Genomic DNA, 17,118 nt, shown 5'->3' with positions numbered 1-17,118 from the left:
TGTCGATGCGTGACTTACTTGAAATAGAGACTGCTATCATTTTGGGCCTTTTCACACACAGTTAATATGGTATCAATTTGTGAGTCAGTGACATTACTATTTAACGAAAGCCGAATAATGTTTTTATTCTTTGAAGTGGCAGGCCTGCAAAAAACAGCACCAAATATTTGATTCTCTTCTAAATAATCGCGAACTTTTTCTGTATTTCGTTCATCTCCGGTTTCTAGCGCTATGATTTGGGACTCACTTCGTACGCTTAGCCCTATACTATTTAGTCCACGACGCAGTGTGTGTGCATTACGGTGCAACTGAATTCTTTTAGAATCGGCTGATTTGATAATGTCCAATGTCGCTTCTAACGCTTCGACTTCATAAGGCAAAATAGTTGAACTAAAAATAGCGGGATAACCCACAAAAGGGATACAGTGATTCACATTATTATTCGCCCAAATAGCGCCAGCGCGATACGCGAACGTTTTCGCAAGGCTAGCTGTAATAAAGTCAACCTCTGCTGTTAACCCTAATTCACTGACAAGTCCTGCACCTTTTTCGCCATGTGTGCCAAGTGAATGCGACTCATCAACTAAAATGGCGCATCCATACTCTTTGGCGATAGTGACCAAATCGGTGAGTGGTGCAATCGTACCTATAGTGCTGTAAATCGAATCAACCACAATGAGCCCTGGGCCGTGTCGAGCGATCAGTTTTTGTAAATGCTCACAATTATTGTGCATGAATGGGTGAATATTGGCATTAGCATAACGAGCACCTTCCCACATTGACATGTGAGCAAAAAAGTCAATGTAGACGTTACTTTGTGGCCCGCACACAGCTTGCAACAAGGCTGTATTAGCATTCCATCCTGATTGAGAAAGAAGGCAACTATCAAAGCCTACAAATTCTGCAAATTTCGTTTCTAATGAAGGTTTAGACTCTTCATCTTGTAGAAAAATAGCGGACATAAAAACACTATCATGTGTTTTATCGATGGCGTTTTTCAGCCGTGCTTTAATTAATGGATGATCAGCCAAGCTTAAATAATCATTACTTTGTAACACTATGTCGTTTTTTGTTGGCCTTTTCCCCAGGACTAGGTGTTTTCCGTTAGCATTTGCATTAATCAAATCATTGATAAAATAGTCAATTCTAGATTGTATAGAAGCCGGTAGTTCGTGTTTCCACTTACGTGAATTCATGGTTATATCCTTTATATGTTTTTAATTAAATGCCAGCTGACAAAGGATATATTGAATATTAATTTAAAATTGTCACGAGTGAGTTTTTATTATTTTGGCTGCTATTGCAAATTAAGGTATAGTGTCTTTTATATTGTTCGTCATTGCCTAGGCTTATCCAGCCCTAATTAATTTTTAATTAAAGATAAATATTAGGTTTTTATTTATTAGCAAATAATTCAGGCCAATACATTTTTATATAACCAATAGAAACCCAAACGACTAAGAAAGTAGCAATAGTCAATTCAAATAACCCAAATTGATGTAACCAGTGCCATTGCGGGTACTGTCCTTCAAAGAAGGTGGTTAAACGATGCATGGCGATAGCACTGATGACAGAAGGGAAGGTCACAGCAGCAATAGACGGTTGAAACTTGAGCCTGAGCAGACGGATATAGCAAAGGTAAATAAGCAGTGTCATGGTGATGGCAATGCCAGCCAGTGCGCCTGTTAATATTGGATCAGGATGAGGGAAGTTGACCAAATACGTCGCGAGGGTGAGGTTAATAGGTGCAGCCATAATGGCGAGTGTTGGGCGTGCGCGTTTAGGTAACATTCCAGCAAACACCAAACGATATAACACTAACGGCAGCATAAAAAAATAGATAGCGATACAGACAGAGACGAGTGTTTCTGAAAAGACAGTGTGGCCAAATTGCGTGCCAGCGAGCGAGCTACTGATTAACCCAACCGGATAAAGAAACCAGCTTGGTACAATATGGCTGATTTTAAAGTTCATGGCCTGAAAACTGAAGAAAAGCAGCATCATGGTGAAGTGCAGCAAGAGCGCGGTAAACCAAATAGGATAAGCAATCATCGGTGAAATTAAAGCGAGATAATCACTTAGGATCAGTAAAGTCATGCTCATTGGAGCCATCAAGCTACCTGAAAGAGGGTGGCGAATGTCCTCCATGAATGTCTTGAAGCTGGTGAGGTATTTTAGCAAGACAGGCAGCAGTAATAATGCACCGAGCAGTGCTAAATAGGGGCGAATAATGAGACCGACCGAGGGAATATAAAGCGCCCACGCATGCCCGAGGCTGATCACACCTAATGCTAGCGCCGCTTGAGAGGGCGGTGTGCTTTGTACTTGAATTAACCTTTTCCAGTTCAACGATAAACTCCATGTCATCATTTGCTCTAGAAAATGAATAATGTATTTCTAGCAGCCAGCAAACGAGCGCATTATCAAGTTTATCGAGTTGTGGTGCAACATCTCACCTTCTAATTTGTTACTTAGACATAACAATTCGCAGCGGAGTCAATATTCATGAGTCTCACGATTACTCTTTTGGTGGAAGATCTTGTTGTTGCAGCTTGGCGTTTTTCAAGGTGCGATGGAGCAACTGACTATAAATGGGTTGGCCGCCAAGTAATTGAGCGAAAATAACCGCGCCAAGGCTAGTAATAATCAGCGGTAAAATTAAATAATAATTATTGGTCATTTCAATAACTAATAAAATACCTGTAATGGGTGCGCGAACCGTTGCGGCAAACAGTGCACCCATGCCTGCAATGGCGAACATTCCTGGGTCAATCGCTAATTGTGGTAACAGTTCTTGCGCAATCAGGCCAAAGGCGTAGCCAAACAGCGTGCCTAATGCCAGCATTGGCGCAAAAATCCCGCCCGGAGCACCAGAACCAAAGCAGATCAAGGTGGTAAAAATACGACCAATGAACAAAAGCAGCAAGATAGCGGCACCGTAGTCACCATTGGTGATATTAGGGATCAGTGAGATGCCACCCCCAGTCAATTCAGGAATATACAATAAAGTTAAGCCAAAACAGCCTCCCAATAATGAACCCGTGAGTAAATATCGCTTACGATCATTGCGATGAATTCTGGCAAAAATATCTTGTGATAGTGTGATTAAACGGTTGAATAGCACACCGAAAATACCAAACAGTCCCCCAAGCAGCAGAAACAGCCACAGTGAAGCCAGCTCTGGTGCTTGATATTGCGGCATCTGGATCACAGCATGTTGGCCATTAATCACACGAAAGACGATATTTGCCGCTACCGCAGAGACAATAACAGCACGTACTGAAATGAGGGTATAGCGAAACTGCGGGCGCATCTCCTCTATCACAAACATGATGCCCGCCAGCGGCGCATTAAATGCGGCAGCTAGGCCTCCAGCTGCGCCAGATGCTAAGAGTGAGTGGCGGGTATCGTCATTTTTGATGCGGAAAATATCCGACACCATTCGGCCAATGGCTCCCCCCATTTGAACCGTGGGCCCTTCACGTCCCAAAACCATACCAGAACCTAAGGCACCCATACCGCCAAAAAACTTCACTGGCAGTACTCGCCACCAACGAACGGGGCGCATACCATCCATCGCGCCTTCAATTTCAGGAATGCCAGAACCGGCGGCTTCGGGCGCAAACCGGTGCACAAGGAAATAACCGATAAACGCCAACGCTGCACTGATAAGAAAAGCGGCCAACCACAAGGGTAAGATATTACCAATCTCACTTTTTAACCACTCGGTGCGTGTTTCCGAAACCAAGTGCACAGCGGCTTCAAAGTAAGTACCAACAATCCCAGCAAGAATACCGACAATGAGCGAAAGAAAAAGGATTGAGAGTGGTGTTTTGTCCTTAGAGAGAAATTGGTTAATCGTATCTTTTGGAACTTTTGCAAGCAGTGACTGTTTCAATCTCTCTCTTTTGGTCATGTAAAAAAGGGCCTCGATTGGTAAAATGTGAACATATTTTGTTACAGAATTATACGCGCCAAAGTGATTAACTATAGCGTCAAAGCTGCAATGTTGATTTTCATATCTGGAAGATGGAGAGATTCTCTACTAAAAACGAGATCTGAGTTTAAAATGAGTTAAAAAAACAGAGATTGAACCTTGCTAAGCCAGCCAAATGAACCATAGTTAAAACGTAAGGCAGATTCAGATATCGTACAGGGAGGAATTCAAGCCTTACCTACAATTTGGATGGAATCAGCAATATTTCAATTCTATGTCCTCGTTTATGATCGGGTTGCATCTATAGTCCTCCCGATTCGCGAACTCACGATTGAGTTACGAGGGGAAAGGCGCGCTCACCGTAGTGCGCCTTTTTTCGTTTATGTACCTCGGCTCATTGTTGCCTGTCTAACTGGCAAACCATGCACTGGCTTCTTATTTCGGTATATACTGCCGCAAAAGGAGTGCTGACATGACAAAAAAAGTACCAACTAACATTATTACCGGTTTTCTTGGTGTAGGAAAAACGACGGCCATTTTGAATTTATTGAAGAATAAACCTGCTGATGAAAAGTGGGCGGTATTGGTCAATGAGTTTGGAGAAATTGGTATTGATGGGGCGATGATGTCTGACCAAGGCGCGCTGATCAAAGAAGTACCGGGCGGCTGTATGTGCTGTACCGCGGGTGTTCCTATGTCTGTTGGAATTAACGCCTTACTTAGGCAAAAGCCCGATCGTCTATTAATTGAGCCAACAGGGCTTGGGCACCCTAAGCAAGTGGTGGCAACTTTAACTTCTGATCAATATGCACCGTATGTCGATTTAAAAGCCACGATCACTTTAGTGGATCCGCGCAACTTGCGTAATGAAAAATACACATCCAACCAAAATTTTAATGACCAATTGGCCAGTAGTGATGTGGTGATTGGCAATAAAGTGGATCAATGCACTAGTGCTGATGTGGATGCGTTTAATGACTGGGTGACTGATCAATCACCCGCGAAGATTTTTAGCAAGTTAGTCAAACAAGGTGAGTTGCCTTTAGAATTATTAGATATTGAACGTCTTCACGGCGCAGCTTCTACTCATATTGAAGCGCATCACCATCATCATGCTTCGTTAGAACCACAGTTTGCGTTACAGCCGGGTAAAGCGTTTGTGCGCAAAGAAAATCGGGGCCAAGGTTATTTCAGTTGTGGTTGGTTAATCGGCGCTGAATACCATTTTGATTTTGATGAGCTTTTTTCTATGCTGAGTGCCCTGACCGCTGAGCGTGTTAAGGCGGTCGTCAATACCGATAAAGGATGTTACGCCTTCAATATCAACCAAGGAGTCGTTTCAGTGAATGAGATGAGCTTAGAAGGGTTTGAATCACGCTTAGAAGTGATTGACTCACAGCTCATGCCATGGGATCAACTCGAAGCGGTATTGCTGAAATTGGCGGGTATCTCTCAATAGGATCCAAAGAAAAACCAACAAAGAAAGAACAAAAAAAAATGAACTAAGAAAGGCGAACTGGAACGGCTTCGTCTTTCTCGTTCACTTTATAACTTCTTACAATGCGTTGAGCTATCTATGGCTGCCTTGTTGCGTGATCAACGCGTTCATCAGATAAAATCTGCCCATCTTTGATATTCACTATTCTGTGAGTTCGCTTCGCTAACGCTAGGTCGTGAGTGACGACAATAAGCGTTCGTCCTTCTTGATGAAGCTCATTGAACAGGGCTTCAATTTCAGCGCCTGATTTTGAATCTAACGCACCTGTCGGTTCGTCGGCTAAGATAATTTGCGGATCATTGACCAACGCGCGCGCAATCGCCACCCGCTGTTTTTGCCCCCCCGAGAGCTGGTTGGGTTTATGCTGCATGCGATCGCCAAGCCCCACTTTTTCTAATAGTGTTGCTGCACGTGCTCGGCGCTCTTTTAATTTTACTCCGCGATAGACCAAGGGTAGGGCAACGTTATCGAGAGCATTAGCGTATTCGAGCAGGTTGAAACTTTGAAAAACAAAGCCAATTTTTTGATTACGAATATGAGCCAATTGATGGCTGCTGAGCGAGGCGACCGCCTTATCGTCCAACTGATATTCACCCGATGTAGGAACATCTAGGCAACCGAGGATATTCATTAAGGTTGATTTACCCGAGCCTGATGGCCCTAGAATAGAGAGAAATTCGCCTTTTTGAATCGATAGCGAAACGCCGTCTAATGCTTTGACCAACTCTTCACCACTGCGATAGTGCTTGCTGATATTGGTCAATTGAACAAGGTTTGGTAAGTTTTGTTTATTCACTTTGTAATGCCTCTAATGGCGTAATGCTAGCCGCGCGATTGGCGGGAAACCACGCGGCAATCACACCGACAATCGCCAGCGCCGCGATCACAAGAAAGACAATCGAAAACGACAGTTCGGGTAAGGGTTTCCCTAATTGCTCAAACAGCATATTGCCTTCTAAGGGAGCGTATCTTAATAAGGTGATCAGCCCGTAAGTGGATCCTAAGCCAGCTAAACCGCCAAGTGACATCGTGAGCAAGGCTTGCACTAAATAATGGAGTTTGATAGTGGTTGGCGTAGCTCCGACGGCCATTCGTACACCGATGTCTCGCGTGGATCGTTTTACCGTGGCGTACATGACATTGGCAATACCAATGCCTGCTACGCCGAGGGTAATAAGCCCAATAATGCCCAAAAAGCCTTGTAGACCGAATAAGAAACGGCGCATGCTTTTTTGCCTCAATAGCATGTCTTCGACTTGCAAGAGCTGCGTGTCTGAAGCACTGGCACCGTACTTTCTGGCGATCACTTGCTTAATCACTTGCGCGGCTTTTTCGCGATCAACCGCGGCATTGAGCTGCACATTGATCGCTGCAATCGCTGCGTTGGGGTTAAAACGTTGCCAAGTGCGAAAAGGCACAAATACCGCGTAGTCAATAGGGGTTCCTTGTTCTACCTCTGCACTTGTCTGCGCTATCACGCCGATAACGGTAAAGTTTTCATCACCTATTTTTATCAATTGACCTACAGGGTTTATGCTCAGCGTCTGGGGTTCCAGCCAACTCCAACCATCCTCAGAATTGAACAATTGCACTGCGGCGTTATAACCGAGTACAACCACTTTACGCTGCTGTTGATTATCGAGCGGGTTGATCCATCGTCCTCCTTTGGCTATCTCAATACCAGTTAAGGACTGATATTCTGGGTTAACCGCTAGTGGGCGCTGCCAGGTGCCATTGTCTTGATTGCTGACGCGTTTATCCCATTGTGCGCTGACTTCAGCGCGTTGGATAAAGGGCAGTGCGCGAACAAGCTCAACATCATCCGCTTGCAAAGAGAGGGCTTTCCCTTCAAAAAAGCGTCCGGCGGTCTGGCTGGCATAACCCCCGGTCACATAGAGTAAATTGCCATTGCCACTTTGTGATGAGCGTGTCAGCCCTTGGCGTAATCCTTCGCCTGTTGCGAGCATGGTGGCGATGCAAAGTGTACCCCAAGCCACCGCTAAAATAGTGAGCAGTAAGCGCAGTTTTTCGGCCGCCATCTCTTGATAAATTTGCCTGATAGGTAACATCATTATTAAGCCCTCGCACTTAAGGCGATGACGGGGGTGAGATTGGCGGCACGCTTTGCTGGGAAATAAGCAGCCAGCAGTGCAAACAACGTGGTGACGAGCAGTGACCAGCCTAGAGCTGGCACAGTGATGACTGGTTCGCCGAGCCAATCAGGTAAGCCGATGTAATTCAGTAATAGCACCACCAGATAGGAGAGGAGCATTCCGAACACTGCACCTAATGCCACTAGCAGCCCACCTTCTAAAATAAACTGGCGCAAAATGATCTTCGGTGTTGCGCCAATGGCTAAACGCACACCAATTTCCCGCGTTCTTTCCGTGACAGAAAGAAACATGATATTGGCGACGCCCAAAGCGCCGACCGCAAGCGTCATCGCTCCACTTGCCCCTAAAAATAGTTGTATACCTCGAAACAAGGCATTGAAAAATTGAGCGCCGCTGCTGAAGTCAGGTAGGTTTATGGCCTCAGTATCGCTCGGATCAAAATGTTTCTGTTTGGCGAAGAAAGAGAGGATGTTCATGCGCAATACCGATGCTGGTATCCCTGCGGCGGGCTGCACAAGGAAAAATTCAGGCTCACTTTGCCAAAGATCAGTAAAAGCACTGCTTGGGATCATCACTTGGCTGTTTTCATTGTTTATAGAAATGCCCCCTTCTTGCTGCTGAGTAATACCGACAACCGAGAAGGGAATGGTATTGACTTTGATCGTATCACCAATAGATAGCTGACCAACTTGTGCCAACTGCCAACCAACCACCGCAATTCGGGAATGGTTTTTCTGATCGCTGGCGTGAATGCCGCGTGACCCCGCGGTCAGTTGCAAGTTGCGCAATGCTAAAAATTGAGAGTCGATCCCGCTGACGTAACCGGGAAGCATTCGGCCTTTTACATTAGTCACTTTAGCATCCCATTTTCCGTAGATAACTGATAATGCGCTGATGTTTGGGTGCTGTGCCAAAGCGCGCATTTCCGGCTCTGAAAGGGTAATCGCTCGTCTTGCCGCAAGGCCTTGCCAAGGTTTGGTGGTTTGACTGGGGAAAGCCATTTGTGTATCGCTCATTAACAGCGCGAAAGATTGTGTATTGACGCGATAAAATCCTTCACCTAAGGCAACGAGCACTAAAACCGACACAATACCCCAAACGATAGCAATGACCGCGAGGGCGCTGCGTAGCCGATGGGCAAGCAGCGTTTGCACGACTTGTTGTAGGCTTGAGATCATGAGTGCAGAGCCTGAGAGAGCGAAGCGATCACGTCATCATCTAACTGCCCAGCAGCTTGCAGCAGGCCAATCCGCTGCTTCCAATATTGGTACAATCGCCGTTGTAGACTGTTTTTACTGTTAAACAGAGCGTTATGGGCGTCAATCAAATCAGAAGCTTCAGTCATTCCTGACTCATAAACGGTTTGTTTACTTTTTAAAGCTTGCTCTCTTGAGCGGACTTGTAACTGAGCCATCTCCACTTGTCGCCAATCCAGATGGATTTGGCTAAAGCCACTTTGAATTTTGCGTTTAATCTCGATATCTACCTTGCGCATTACTTGCTTGGCGCTTAAGACTTGCAGCGCAGCCTGATCGACCGTGGCGCGCGTGGAACCATTCAAATCCAACGGAATTTTTAAGCTTAAACCTGCACTGAGATCCCCATCTCGACCCTGATCATTGTCTTGGTAAGAAACACTGCCAGATAAGGTGGGATAATATTTGGCTTTGGCTGCATCTCGGCCAAATTCAGAAGCGGCGACTTCCTGCTGGGCAGCCAATAAGTCAGGGCTGTTATTCTGCGCAAGCTTTAACCATTCAGTTTCGCTGCTGACTTGCATTGGCGGTTCAATGAGGTCGGTCGTTTTAATTTGGTCAATGTGCTGTGGGTCTTGATTGATGAGCGCGATAAGGGCTGACTTTTTCTCTTCTAGAGCGGCTTGCGCACTGAGTATATCGGCTTGCTCATCGACGTGGTTAGCACGCATGTCTTCCAATGCCGTTGATCGAATTTTTCCTGCTTTGTAGCGCTGCTCGGTAATCTTCAGCAGTTTTGCACCTTCTACGAACTTTTGCTCAGCAAGTTGTAGATCGCCTTGTGCGCTGGCGAGATCGAGATAGGCATACAGTAATGTTGCAGCCAGCTCATTATGTGCAGTCTTCACTTTTAATTGTGATGCCACATAACTTGCTTGAGATTGGTCGAGCTGTGCCCAATTAGCGCTATCCCAAATGGTTTGGCTTAATGTGGCACCATAGCCTTTAGTGTTGTTGCCATCATCATCCCATGAAGTATCAGCGTTGACTTCAAAAGAAGGTAAAAGTGCACTTTTGGTACTTCGGACCTCTGTTTCACTGATTTGAGATTGGATCTGTGCTTGTGAATAAGTAGGGTCAAAAGCTTTGGCGGCTTGCCAAGCTTGTTCAATAGTGATGGCGTGAGCTGAAAAAGTCACCGCGCCACAGAACGTCATTAGTGCGGCTGCTAGCGCATTACGTTGAAAAGGGCGCTTAGTGGTCATCTTTGCCTCCGAATAAACTGTTGTCGATGATCACATCGTCCGCTGATAAACCCGCAATCACTTCCACATTAATGCCATCGGACAAACCTAAGGTTACGGCACGCACTTGGTAACCTTGTTCTGACTGATCTGGGATCAAGACTTCAGGTTTTTCACCGCTAAATCGTAATGCGCGTTCTGGAATGGTGATGACGTTTTCCACGCTCTTTAATGTGATCTGTGCGGTAGCAGAAAAGCCCGAGCGAATCACCATATTGTCAGGAAAGCGAATCTGGTTAATCTCCACTTCAAATCCATTATCAAAGCTAGTCGTTTTAGTATCACTAGGGTTATTCAACTTATCAGATTGAACCGCAACTTTGCTTAATACGCCGCTGATTTCTGCTTCTGGATACGGTGCTAACGTTAAGTTGACGGCCATCCCTGCGGCGAGTTGTGCCGCATCATGTTCACTGACACTGCCTTTGAAAATCATGTCATTCATATCGGCAATCGACATCATTTCAGTCGCCGCTTGGCTTGAGGCAGTGGAAATGATCGGCTCTCCTACTTCCACTTTTAGGTTTAAAATGGTGCCATCAATGGGGGCGACGAGTGTGGAGGTGAGTTTCGAATCGCCAACCGATGCTTCACCGCTGCGGATCAGCTCAAGGTTCTGCCTTTTTTGTTGCACTTCTGCTTGTTTTGATTTTAGCTCTGATTTTGCTTGGATTAGCTCACCGTAGTTTTCCGGCACAATCTTTTGTTCAACTAACTGCAGCAAGTTTGCCAGTGTCTGTTTGGCGGAATCTAAGCTCGCCTCACTTTGCATTAAAGCGGTGGTTGCGTCGGTTAACGCTTGCGGTGTTGGATTTGGACGTACTTTGATCAAAGGCGTGCCCAAGGTAACTTGTTCACCGACCCGATGATAAATTTCACCGACAATCCCCTCAATTTGCGATTTTATAGATACCGAGTGAGCTGGCACGATTTGGCCAACAGCGATTGCCTGTTTGGCAATATTTCCCTGTTCGACCGTCAGAGTGGGGAAAGCCGAGAGAGATTCATTGCTATTGGTAGTTAGGTAATAGCCCCCGCTGATTAAGGCGGCGCTAATTACCGCGATGGCCCAACGCTTTTTCATGAACAATTCCATATCAAGGAGAAAATAAACAATGGTGGTATGACTTGAGTGTCATCAGAAGGTTCCTTCATGCTATAGAAGTAGCGCATAAAAACCTGTATTGATTTGTCATGATAATGTCAGCTAGAAATAGCAAACAGCATGCAGTTGTCTGTTCTGATGAAAAGGGCGATCATTGACCGCCCTGATGGTAATAGTAGAAATGAGGTGTAGCGTAGAAGGGATCCGAGAGGAATTTAGCGCTTATTACGCAAATAACGTTTACGACGCTCTACTTTTTTGGCTGCTTTTTCCTCGGCTTCTCTGGCCGCTCGTTCTTCCACTTCCACTAACTCTTTGGTGATCATTTCAGGGCGTTCAAGAGTAATTTGGCCGAGAATACCTTGGCGTAATTCATGCAGCAGGATCTCCGACGCTTTGTGCAGATCAATACGGCCACCGGGGCGCAGAGCACCACGTTTGCGGCCAATTTCTTCCATCCATTCCACATCAGATTGAGGTAGCTCATCGATTTGATAACGCTCTTGCAAACGCTCAGGATAAGCTTGCGCTAAATACTCAACAGTATAAAAGGCTACATCCTCATATTCCATTGCAGTATCTTTTACTGCCCCCGTTGCGGCTAGGCGAAAACCACTGTGTGGGTTTTCCACTTTAGGCCATAAAATTCCCGGAGTATCGGACAGCACAATGCCATTTTGCAAATTGATACGTTGTTGGCGGCGCGTAACGGCGGGTTGGTTACCTGTTTGAGCCACAGCGCGACCAGCTAACGTATTGATGATGGTTGATTTGCCTACGTTCGGGATGCCCATGATCATGGTGCGAATATTTTTCCCCACTTCTTCACGATGTGGTGCCAACTTACGGCAAAGTTCCATGATTTTATGCACTTCTTGAGGGTTAGACGTGGTTACCGCCATTGCTTTCACCCCTTGTTCTTTCTCAAAATGGTCGATCCACAATTGCGTCATTTCAGGGTCTGCTAGGTCACGTTTATTGAGTACCTTCACACACGGTTTATTACCACGCAAATGGGAGATAAGTGGATTCTCGCTGCTAAACGGGATACGAGCGTCCAACACTTCGATAATCACATCAACTTGCGGAATGACCTCTTCGATCTCCTTACGTGCTTTATGCATGTGTCCCGGAAACCATTGAATTGTGTTGTTAACCATTTGAAAACTGCCTTTTAATGTAAAAATTCTGCTGGTGGAGGAAGAGAGTTTTTATTGATGTTTATGAGAATCATCAACAAGGTTTACTGATAACCACCGCAGTTTTAGATGTGATGATGTTAACATTTAATTGGCGAGGCTGGAATCTAAGCTGTGCGGTGAACTTTACGTGTTCTGTCAATGATGAGATGGCTTAGGATTGACGACGCTCGTGCAGTTACATCTCTTGTCGGTGAGAGAGCACTGAACCGAGCAAAAATTCGGTCAGATCGTGCTTGGTTAAGCAAGTTTTTGCCCAGCGGAGCAATTTATTGCTCAAGTAGTCAAACGATAAAGTTAACCTATTGAAATATAATAATTTAACACTGGCATTGCTTTTGCTTAGTGAGGCATTACATTATGCGATGCGATTCACGAAAAAGGACCAAACCATGCCAGCCGCTCTTCGAACCATTTCTTACCAAGCGTTATTAAACGCAGAGCAAGCCCATATGCCAGCCGTAAGATTATGCTCTACGCAGGGGAAACCGTCATGATCCTCTCTTGGTTTCAACAGCAGCAAAATCATCGCTATTGGTTAGTTGATCGCAAGCTTCATAAGCAGGCCTTACAGCAAAATGGGGGCTTTGGATTTGAAGAAGCCGTGCCTCTGTTTTATGGTGCAATGTTTACTGAGGTGATGGCACTCTCTCCATGGTTAATCCCTGTTTCTGAATCGGTATTATCGCTCCCTGAAGCGTTACTTGAACAGGGTATTGGGCTGTCAAGTCATGCCGTGGGTGATGAAGTTTTGCAGCATCTTCGCAGTTTATTAATTGCCGGATTAGAGGGCGAGGAAGTGATGTTTCGCTTTTACGATAGGTCGGTCATTATTGCTATGTTAGCGCGAATGGACCAATCAGAAGTGAACCAGTTTTTGGGCAATATCAATCAATTGGCTGCATTAGATAATGGTGGACAAGGCCACTTAGTCACGTTTGACAACACCTCGCACGCGCCATTTAATGCTCAGCAAGGCTCTTGGTGGGTAATAAAAGCGCATCATCTTGATAAACAAGAGAACTTACCTTTGTTAAAAGCTAACCTTGAATCTTGGTTATGGCAGCATTTCCCCAAGGCAATGGACCAGCACTTAACCCAAGGGCGTGATATCGCTTCCATGCTCACACCGTTTCTCTCTGCTGCTGAGCAAACCTTAACGTATCGTGTGATGAGCGCGGCCATCGCGGCGATTATGGGCAACGAATACTTGGCTCTGCCTAGTATGATAGAACTGATCAAAGACAATCAAAATGAAGAGATTAAATACGCTCTGCATGCCTTAAGTCGCCAATTACAACATGAGGGATAATCATGGATTCATTTAACCATTGCGTGCAGTGCAACCCCGAGAAAAACTGGTTGGAACTGGAGTTCATGAGTGAAAACGATGAACCTATTGATGGCCTTGCCGTCACCATTACGAACAAAATTACCTCCAACACACACACGCAAACCACCAGCGCCGGTAAAGTATTATTTGCAAATATTGCCGCAGGTGAATGGCGCGCTTCCGTCAGCCAAGCCTCTTTGTTAAGTGAAGTTGAAAAGTACGCCAGCCGTAAAGAAGGGCAAGAGTCGCCGGTGAAAACCCGTGCATCGGCAGAGCGTGATGCTGCTGAGAAAAACCCGAAACGGTATCACAGCACCACTATAGGTGATTTTTGGGATGAAGCCCCGCAAGATGAGTTTTTGCAAGAGCATCATAAAGGGATAGATACCAATGCCTCTGCGGAAAAAGCAGGGTTCAGCCTTAGCCACAACCAAAGTTACGTTTTTGAAATCAAAGCACTGCGCAGTTATATGCCAGTGATTATTGATACCGATGAATTTAGTTTGGTGAATAGTTATACCTTTGCGTTGTTGTCCAAATTGGCTTATGCGACAGATAAGGCCAATTTAGATGATAAAGTTACGTCGGCTAATGACGGATCAATTAAAGCGGTCATTCGGACATTGAAACAGAAAATTAAGCCAACACATGCCGCTGATATGTCCGTTAACTGGTTAGTTGAAGAGGTTCCCTATAGCCAAGCCCTCGATTTTACATACTACGCACAAAAGGAGGTTGGTGCTGAGGGATATATTTTATTTAACCACAACACTGTCATTGTTGGAGTTAGGGGGACAGAGCCTTATATTTCTAATGGTGAACCTTCAAATTCTGGTAGTACATGGGAAATTGTGAAAAATATTGATGGCTTTGGGGCGGTTGTCAATGCTATTCCTGCTGTGCAGAAGATTACAGACTCCTCTTTAATCAAAGATATGGTTGGAACTAATATCGATGCCGCACAAGTTTCTATAAACGAGTTTGGGGGAGCCTATGTTCACCAAGGATTTTATCGATATGCGATGACATTATGGGAGGGAGACCCAATAGCATCATTAAAAGAAGACATATATAAATATCATCATAATAAAAAATTTTATATATGTGGTCATAGCTTAGGTGGTGCGGGTGCGCTGATGATTGCAGCAATTCTAAAAGAGAAGCTTTCTCCATCAATATTGCGATTATTTACTTATGGAGCACCTAGAAGTGGTACTAGAAGTTTTTCTGAACGTTATAAAAGTATTACGCACTATCGACATGTGAATAATCATGATTTGGTTCCCCAAGTTCCTTGGAAGTGGGTCAATACTGCGGATACAGAAGACAACCTTTATGTTGCTATATTAAAAATGTTTCATGTACGAGGCGCAAAAACGGTTGAAAAAATCTTTGAGACGACAGATAGCGATGATGATAATTACCACCACCACGGCGAACTTACGCAGCTATTAACTTATGAAAAACCTTCTGAACAATTACTACTAAGCCCACGTCAAACACATATGCCCATATTAGATGCTATTAGTGCGGCAGATAATGATTCCTTTCCACTACTAGACAAAATTAATAATAATGTGTCTCTGTCAGAGCAGGTGAATGAGCATGGTATGGTTGAGTACATTCCAAATTTAGCTAAACTTTTACATTTATTACTTCATGTGCCATTAAAAGAACATTACTTACAAGCGATCAGCTTTCTGGATGAACAGCAAAAAACTTTATCAAATGAACTGATGGATGTAAAAAACAAGCAAGCAGAAATGTCCGGAACATGGCAGTATTCTGATATAAATAAAGCTAAGAATCTTTATTTAAAAAGGAAGAAAACTCTAACGGAAAATATGCTTGCAACATATCGTCAGATTAAATTTGAACTATTGACAATAATGAACGATCCTCAATTAATGCCTACCGAGAAGTTACTGGTAGCAAATAAATCTTTACCTGATTTTATCAAGGAACAAATATGAAAAATAGAAAGTTAATATTAATAATGATTGTGATGATGGTAATTGTTTTATCCTTTATCCTTTATCCTTCATTTAAAACTTTCTTCGTGAATAATGATAAAATCTGGGGAAATGAACCAGATGAACCCTATATTACGATCACAGGTAAAAAACCAACCGATGCTCACATAGTTGCATGGGCTGCATTTTGGGTAACGGGTGATGAATGTAAAACCTATTCCTATGATATGTTTGGCCGTAAAGCTCATCAGGGAGGGAAAATTGACAAAAAATATACCTATAATTTTTCAGACGATCCAAACCGTTATGAATTACGTTTACCTTTTAAATCTGTAGTAGATAATAATGATTGCAATATTGAATTGAGAGATTTTCAGGTAAATGTCTTAAATAACTTTGATGGAATCGCAGGATTTAGAGCTTATCCTCAGGGCGAGCTGCCTTATGAAAAGGCTATTTCTACATCGATGATAATAGAAGCACGAGATTGTAATGCTGAATTCCACCGAGGGAAAAACGATATGTGGGATGGATGGTTTAACTGTGAGTATTTTGTTGGTAATAAATCCAGACTAAAAGATGTTAGACCTTATGAGTTCTATTACGATTTTTCTCAGTTTTCTGATGATACGATAATAAAATTTAATGTTTTAGCCGGCGAGAATTACCGCTCTGAACCGTTAGATAAAGAGCAAGGGCCGAAATAGTGAAATTTATCGCTAATACCAATAGGAAAAAGCGAATATCAATTGTTATATTATTTATCGCATTGTTTTTTCTTGGGTCTGATTATTACCAGATTTCTCAGCCGAATATTTGGGGCGATGAACCTGATGAGTCATATATTACTATATCAGGTAAAAAGCCTATCGATACTAAAATAGATGCTTGGGTTGGATGGGAAGCAAGTGGAAGCAACTGTAAGGCGCGTACGTTCAGTTTTTCTAATGTGAAATGGTCAAAAGGGGCAAATGTAGATTTACATATCACCTATGATTTTTCTGCGGATCCCAACCGATATGAATTGAGAATGCCCTACCAGAAATATTATGACGCATTAAACTGTGATGTTACTCTTGGGGATATTATAGTTCAGGCATATAACGCTTTCGATACTGTTGGTTTCGCTCAATTAAGAATTTATAGTCCAAATTCAGCTGACGACAAATTTTTACCATTTAGTTCTTTGATTGAAGCAAAGGATTGCAATGGCGATATATTTAAAAGTATAAGAAAAGAGTGGGCAGGGGCCATTGGTTGTCATTTTTATGTCGATGGAAAGAAAAAGACTAAAGATGAGGAATTCAACGCCTACACTGTCTACTACGATTTCTCGAAATTCAATAATGGCACTGTGATTCATTACGATATTTTAGCCGGTGAAAATTACCGCTCTGAGCCGTTAGTGCAAGAACAAGCCGCTGTAGCGCAATAATTAGGCATAATGAATGTAGACTGT

14 protein-coding genes are annotated in these 17,118 nt (G+C 43.9%); 5 read left to right on the top strand and 9 right to left on the bottom strand.

From position 1 onward, the window contains the following. Positions 1-14: 14 nt before the first annotated feature. The 3 genes from cqsA to clcA all read right to left on the bottom strand — a co-directional run bounded on the left by cqsA (position 15) and on the right by clcA (position 3,916). On the bottom strand, positions 15-1,196 hold the full coding sequence (cqsA, locus tag AACV12_RS15955; protein ID WP_170900854.1) for an alpha-hydroxyketone-type quorum-sensing autoinducer synthase: 1,182 nt from the start codon (positions 1,194-1,196) through the stop codon (positions 15-17). A gap of 199 nt (positions 1,197-1,395) precedes the next feature. Next, positions 1,396-2,370 carry a TDT family transporter gene (locus tag AACV12_RS15950; protein ID WP_017045356.1) on the bottom strand — a complete coding sequence of 325 codons (975 nt, stop codon included), beginning with the start codon at positions 2,368-2,370 and terminating at the stop codon, positions 1,396-1,398. A gap of 148 nt (positions 2,371-2,518) precedes the next feature. Beyond that, positions 2,519-3,916 carry a H(+)/Cl(-) exchange transporter ClcA gene (gene clcA, locus AACV12_RS15945; protein ID WP_013868492.1) on the bottom strand — a complete coding sequence of 466 codons (1,398 nt, stop codon included), beginning with the start codon at positions 3,914-3,916 and terminating at the stop codon, positions 2,519-2,521. A 493-nt stretch (positions 3,917-4,409) separates the two neighbouring features. Between clcA and AACV12_RS15940 the strand changes: the two genes are divergently transcribed. Then, positions 4,410-5,396, top strand: coding sequence for a CobW family GTP-binding protein (locus AACV12_RS15940; protein WP_170900852.1), 987 nt, complete (start codon positions 4,410-4,412; stop codon positions 5,394-5,396). 115 nt (positions 5,397-5,511) lie between these two features. Here the strand turns inward: AACV12_RS15940 and AACV12_RS15935 are convergent, their stop codons facing one another. The 6 genes from AACV12_RS15935 to ylqF all read right to left on the bottom strand — a co-directional run bounded on the left by AACV12_RS15935 (position 5,512) and on the right by ylqF (position 12,314). Next, the gene (locus AACV12_RS15935) at positions 5,512-6,231 is read right to left on the bottom strand and encodes an ABC transporter ATP-binding protein (protein ID WP_017045357.1); all 720 of its coding nucleotides are present in this window, start codon (positions 6,229-6,231) and stop codon (positions 5,512-5,514) included. Next, entirely contained in the window at positions 6,224-7,507 is a 1,284-nt protein-coding gene (locus tag AACV12_RS15930) for an ABC transporter permease (RefSeq protein WP_170899493.1), read from the bottom strand. Before AACV12_RS15930 ends, AACV12_RS15935 begins: the two co-directional genes overlap by 8 nt. A 2-nt stretch (positions 7,508-7,509) precedes the next feature. Beyond that, entirely contained in the window at positions 7,510-8,727 is a 1,218-nt protein-coding gene (locus tag AACV12_RS15925) for an ABC transporter permease (protein ID WP_170900850.1), read from the bottom strand. After that, positions 8,724-10,010: a TolC family protein gene (locus tag AACV12_RS15920; RefSeq protein ID WP_170900848.1), complete on the bottom strand. Its 1,287-nt coding sequence runs from the start codon at positions 10,008-10,010 to the stop codon at positions 8,724-8,726. The genes AACV12_RS15925 and AACV12_RS15920 overlap by 4 nt, the downstream gene beginning before the upstream one ends. Then, on the bottom strand, positions 10,000-11,145 hold the full coding sequence (locus AACV12_RS15915) for an efflux RND transporter periplasmic adaptor subunit (protein ID WP_170900846.1): 1,146 nt from the start codon (positions 11,143-11,145) through the stop codon (positions 10,000-10,002). Before AACV12_RS15915 ends, AACV12_RS15920 begins: the two co-directional genes overlap by 11 nt. 224 nt (positions 11,146-11,369) lie before the next feature. Further along, positions 11,370-12,314 (bottom strand): ribosome biogenesis GTPase YlqF, encoded by a 945-nt coding sequence (gene ylqF, locus AACV12_RS15910; RefSeq protein ID WP_013868498.1) that lies wholly within the window; start codon positions 12,312-12,314, stop codon positions 11,370-11,372. A gap of 508 nt (positions 12,315-12,822) precedes the next feature. Between ylqF and AACV12_RS15905 the strand changes: the two genes are divergently transcribed. Genes AACV12_RS15905 through AACV12_RS15890 form a run of 4 tightly spaced genes read left to right on the top strand, consistent with a single transcriptional unit; the run spans position 12,823 to position 17,094 of the window. Next, the gene (locus tag AACV12_RS15905) at positions 12,823-13,665 is read left to right on the top strand and encodes a DUF4123 domain-containing protein (RefSeq protein ID WP_170900843.1); all 843 of its coding nucleotides are present in this window, start codon (positions 12,823-12,825) and stop codon (positions 13,663-13,665) included. A gap of 2 nt (positions 13,666-13,667) precedes the next feature. Further along, the gene (locus tag AACV12_RS15900) at positions 13,668-15,659 is read left to right on the top strand and encodes a lipase family protein (RefSeq protein ID WP_170900841.1); all 1,992 of its coding nucleotides are present in this window, start codon (positions 13,668-13,670) and stop codon (positions 15,657-15,659) included. Then, positions 15,656-16,366, top strand: coding sequence for a hypothetical protein (locus tag AACV12_RS15895; RefSeq protein WP_170900839.1), 711 nt, complete (start codon positions 15,656-15,658; stop codon positions 16,364-16,366). The genes AACV12_RS15900 and AACV12_RS15895 overlap by 4 nt, the downstream gene beginning before the upstream one ends. Continuing rightward, positions 16,366-17,094: a hypothetical protein gene (locus AACV12_RS15890; RefSeq protein ID WP_170900836.1), complete on the top strand. Its 729-nt coding sequence runs from the start codon at positions 16,366-16,368 to the stop codon at positions 17,092-17,094. Before AACV12_RS15895 ends, AACV12_RS15890 begins: the two co-directional genes overlap by 1 nt. Positions 17,095-17,118 lie beyond the last annotated feature (24 nt).

This window comes from Vibrio sp. 2-2(8), assembly GCF_963888495.1.
Lineage (GTDB): Bacteria > Pseudomonadota > Gammaproteobacteria > Enterobacterales > Vibrionaceae > Vibrio > Vibrio anguillarum.
This window is presented reverse-complemented; position numbering and strand designations above follow the sequence as displayed.

Coding starts and splice junctions, on each gene's coding strand:
- cqsA (WP_170900854.1), bottom strand. CDS start 1,196: ATGAATTCACGTAAGTGGAAACACGAACTACCGGCTTCTATACAATCT.
- AACV12_RS15950 (WP_017045356.1), bottom strand. CDS start 2,370: ATGATGACATGGAGTTTATCGTTGAACTGGAAAAGGTTAATTCAAGTA.
- clcA (WP_013868492.1), bottom strand. CDS start 3,916: ATGACCAAAAGAGAGAGATTGAAACAGTCACTGCTTGCAAAAGTTCCA.
- AACV12_RS15940 (WP_170900852.1), top strand. CDS start 4,410: ATGACAAAAAAAGTACCAACTAACATTATTACCGGTTTTCTTGGTGTA.
- AACV12_RS15930 (WP_170899493.1), bottom strand. CDS start 7,507: ATGATGTTACCTATCAGGCAAATTTATCAAGAGATGGCGGCCGAAAAA.
- AACV12_RS15925 (WP_170900850.1), bottom strand. CDS start 8,727: ATGATCTCAAGCCTACAACAAGTCGTGCAAACGCTGCTTGCCCATCGG.
- AACV12_RS15920 (WP_170900848.1), bottom strand. CDS start 10,010: ATGACCACTAAGCGCCCTTTTCAACGTAATGCGCTAGCAGCCGCACTA.
- AACV12_RS15915 (WP_170900846.1), bottom strand. CDS start 11,145: ATGGAATTGTTCATGAAAAAGCGTTGGGCCATCGCGGTAATTAGCGCC.
- ylqF (WP_013868498.1), bottom strand. CDS start 12,314: ATGGTTAACAACACAATTCAATGGTTTCCGGGACACATGCATAAAGCA.
- AACV12_RS15905 (WP_170900843.1), top strand. CDS start 12,823: ATGCTCTACGCAGGGGAAACCGTCATGATCCTCTCTTGGTTTCAACAG.
- AACV12_RS15900 (WP_170900841.1), top strand. CDS start 13,668: ATGGATTCATTTAACCATTGCGTGCAGTGCAACCCCGAGAAAAACTGG.
- AACV12_RS15895 (WP_170900839.1), top strand. CDS start 15,656: ATGAAAAATAGAAAGTTAATATTAATAATGATTGTGATGATGGTAATT.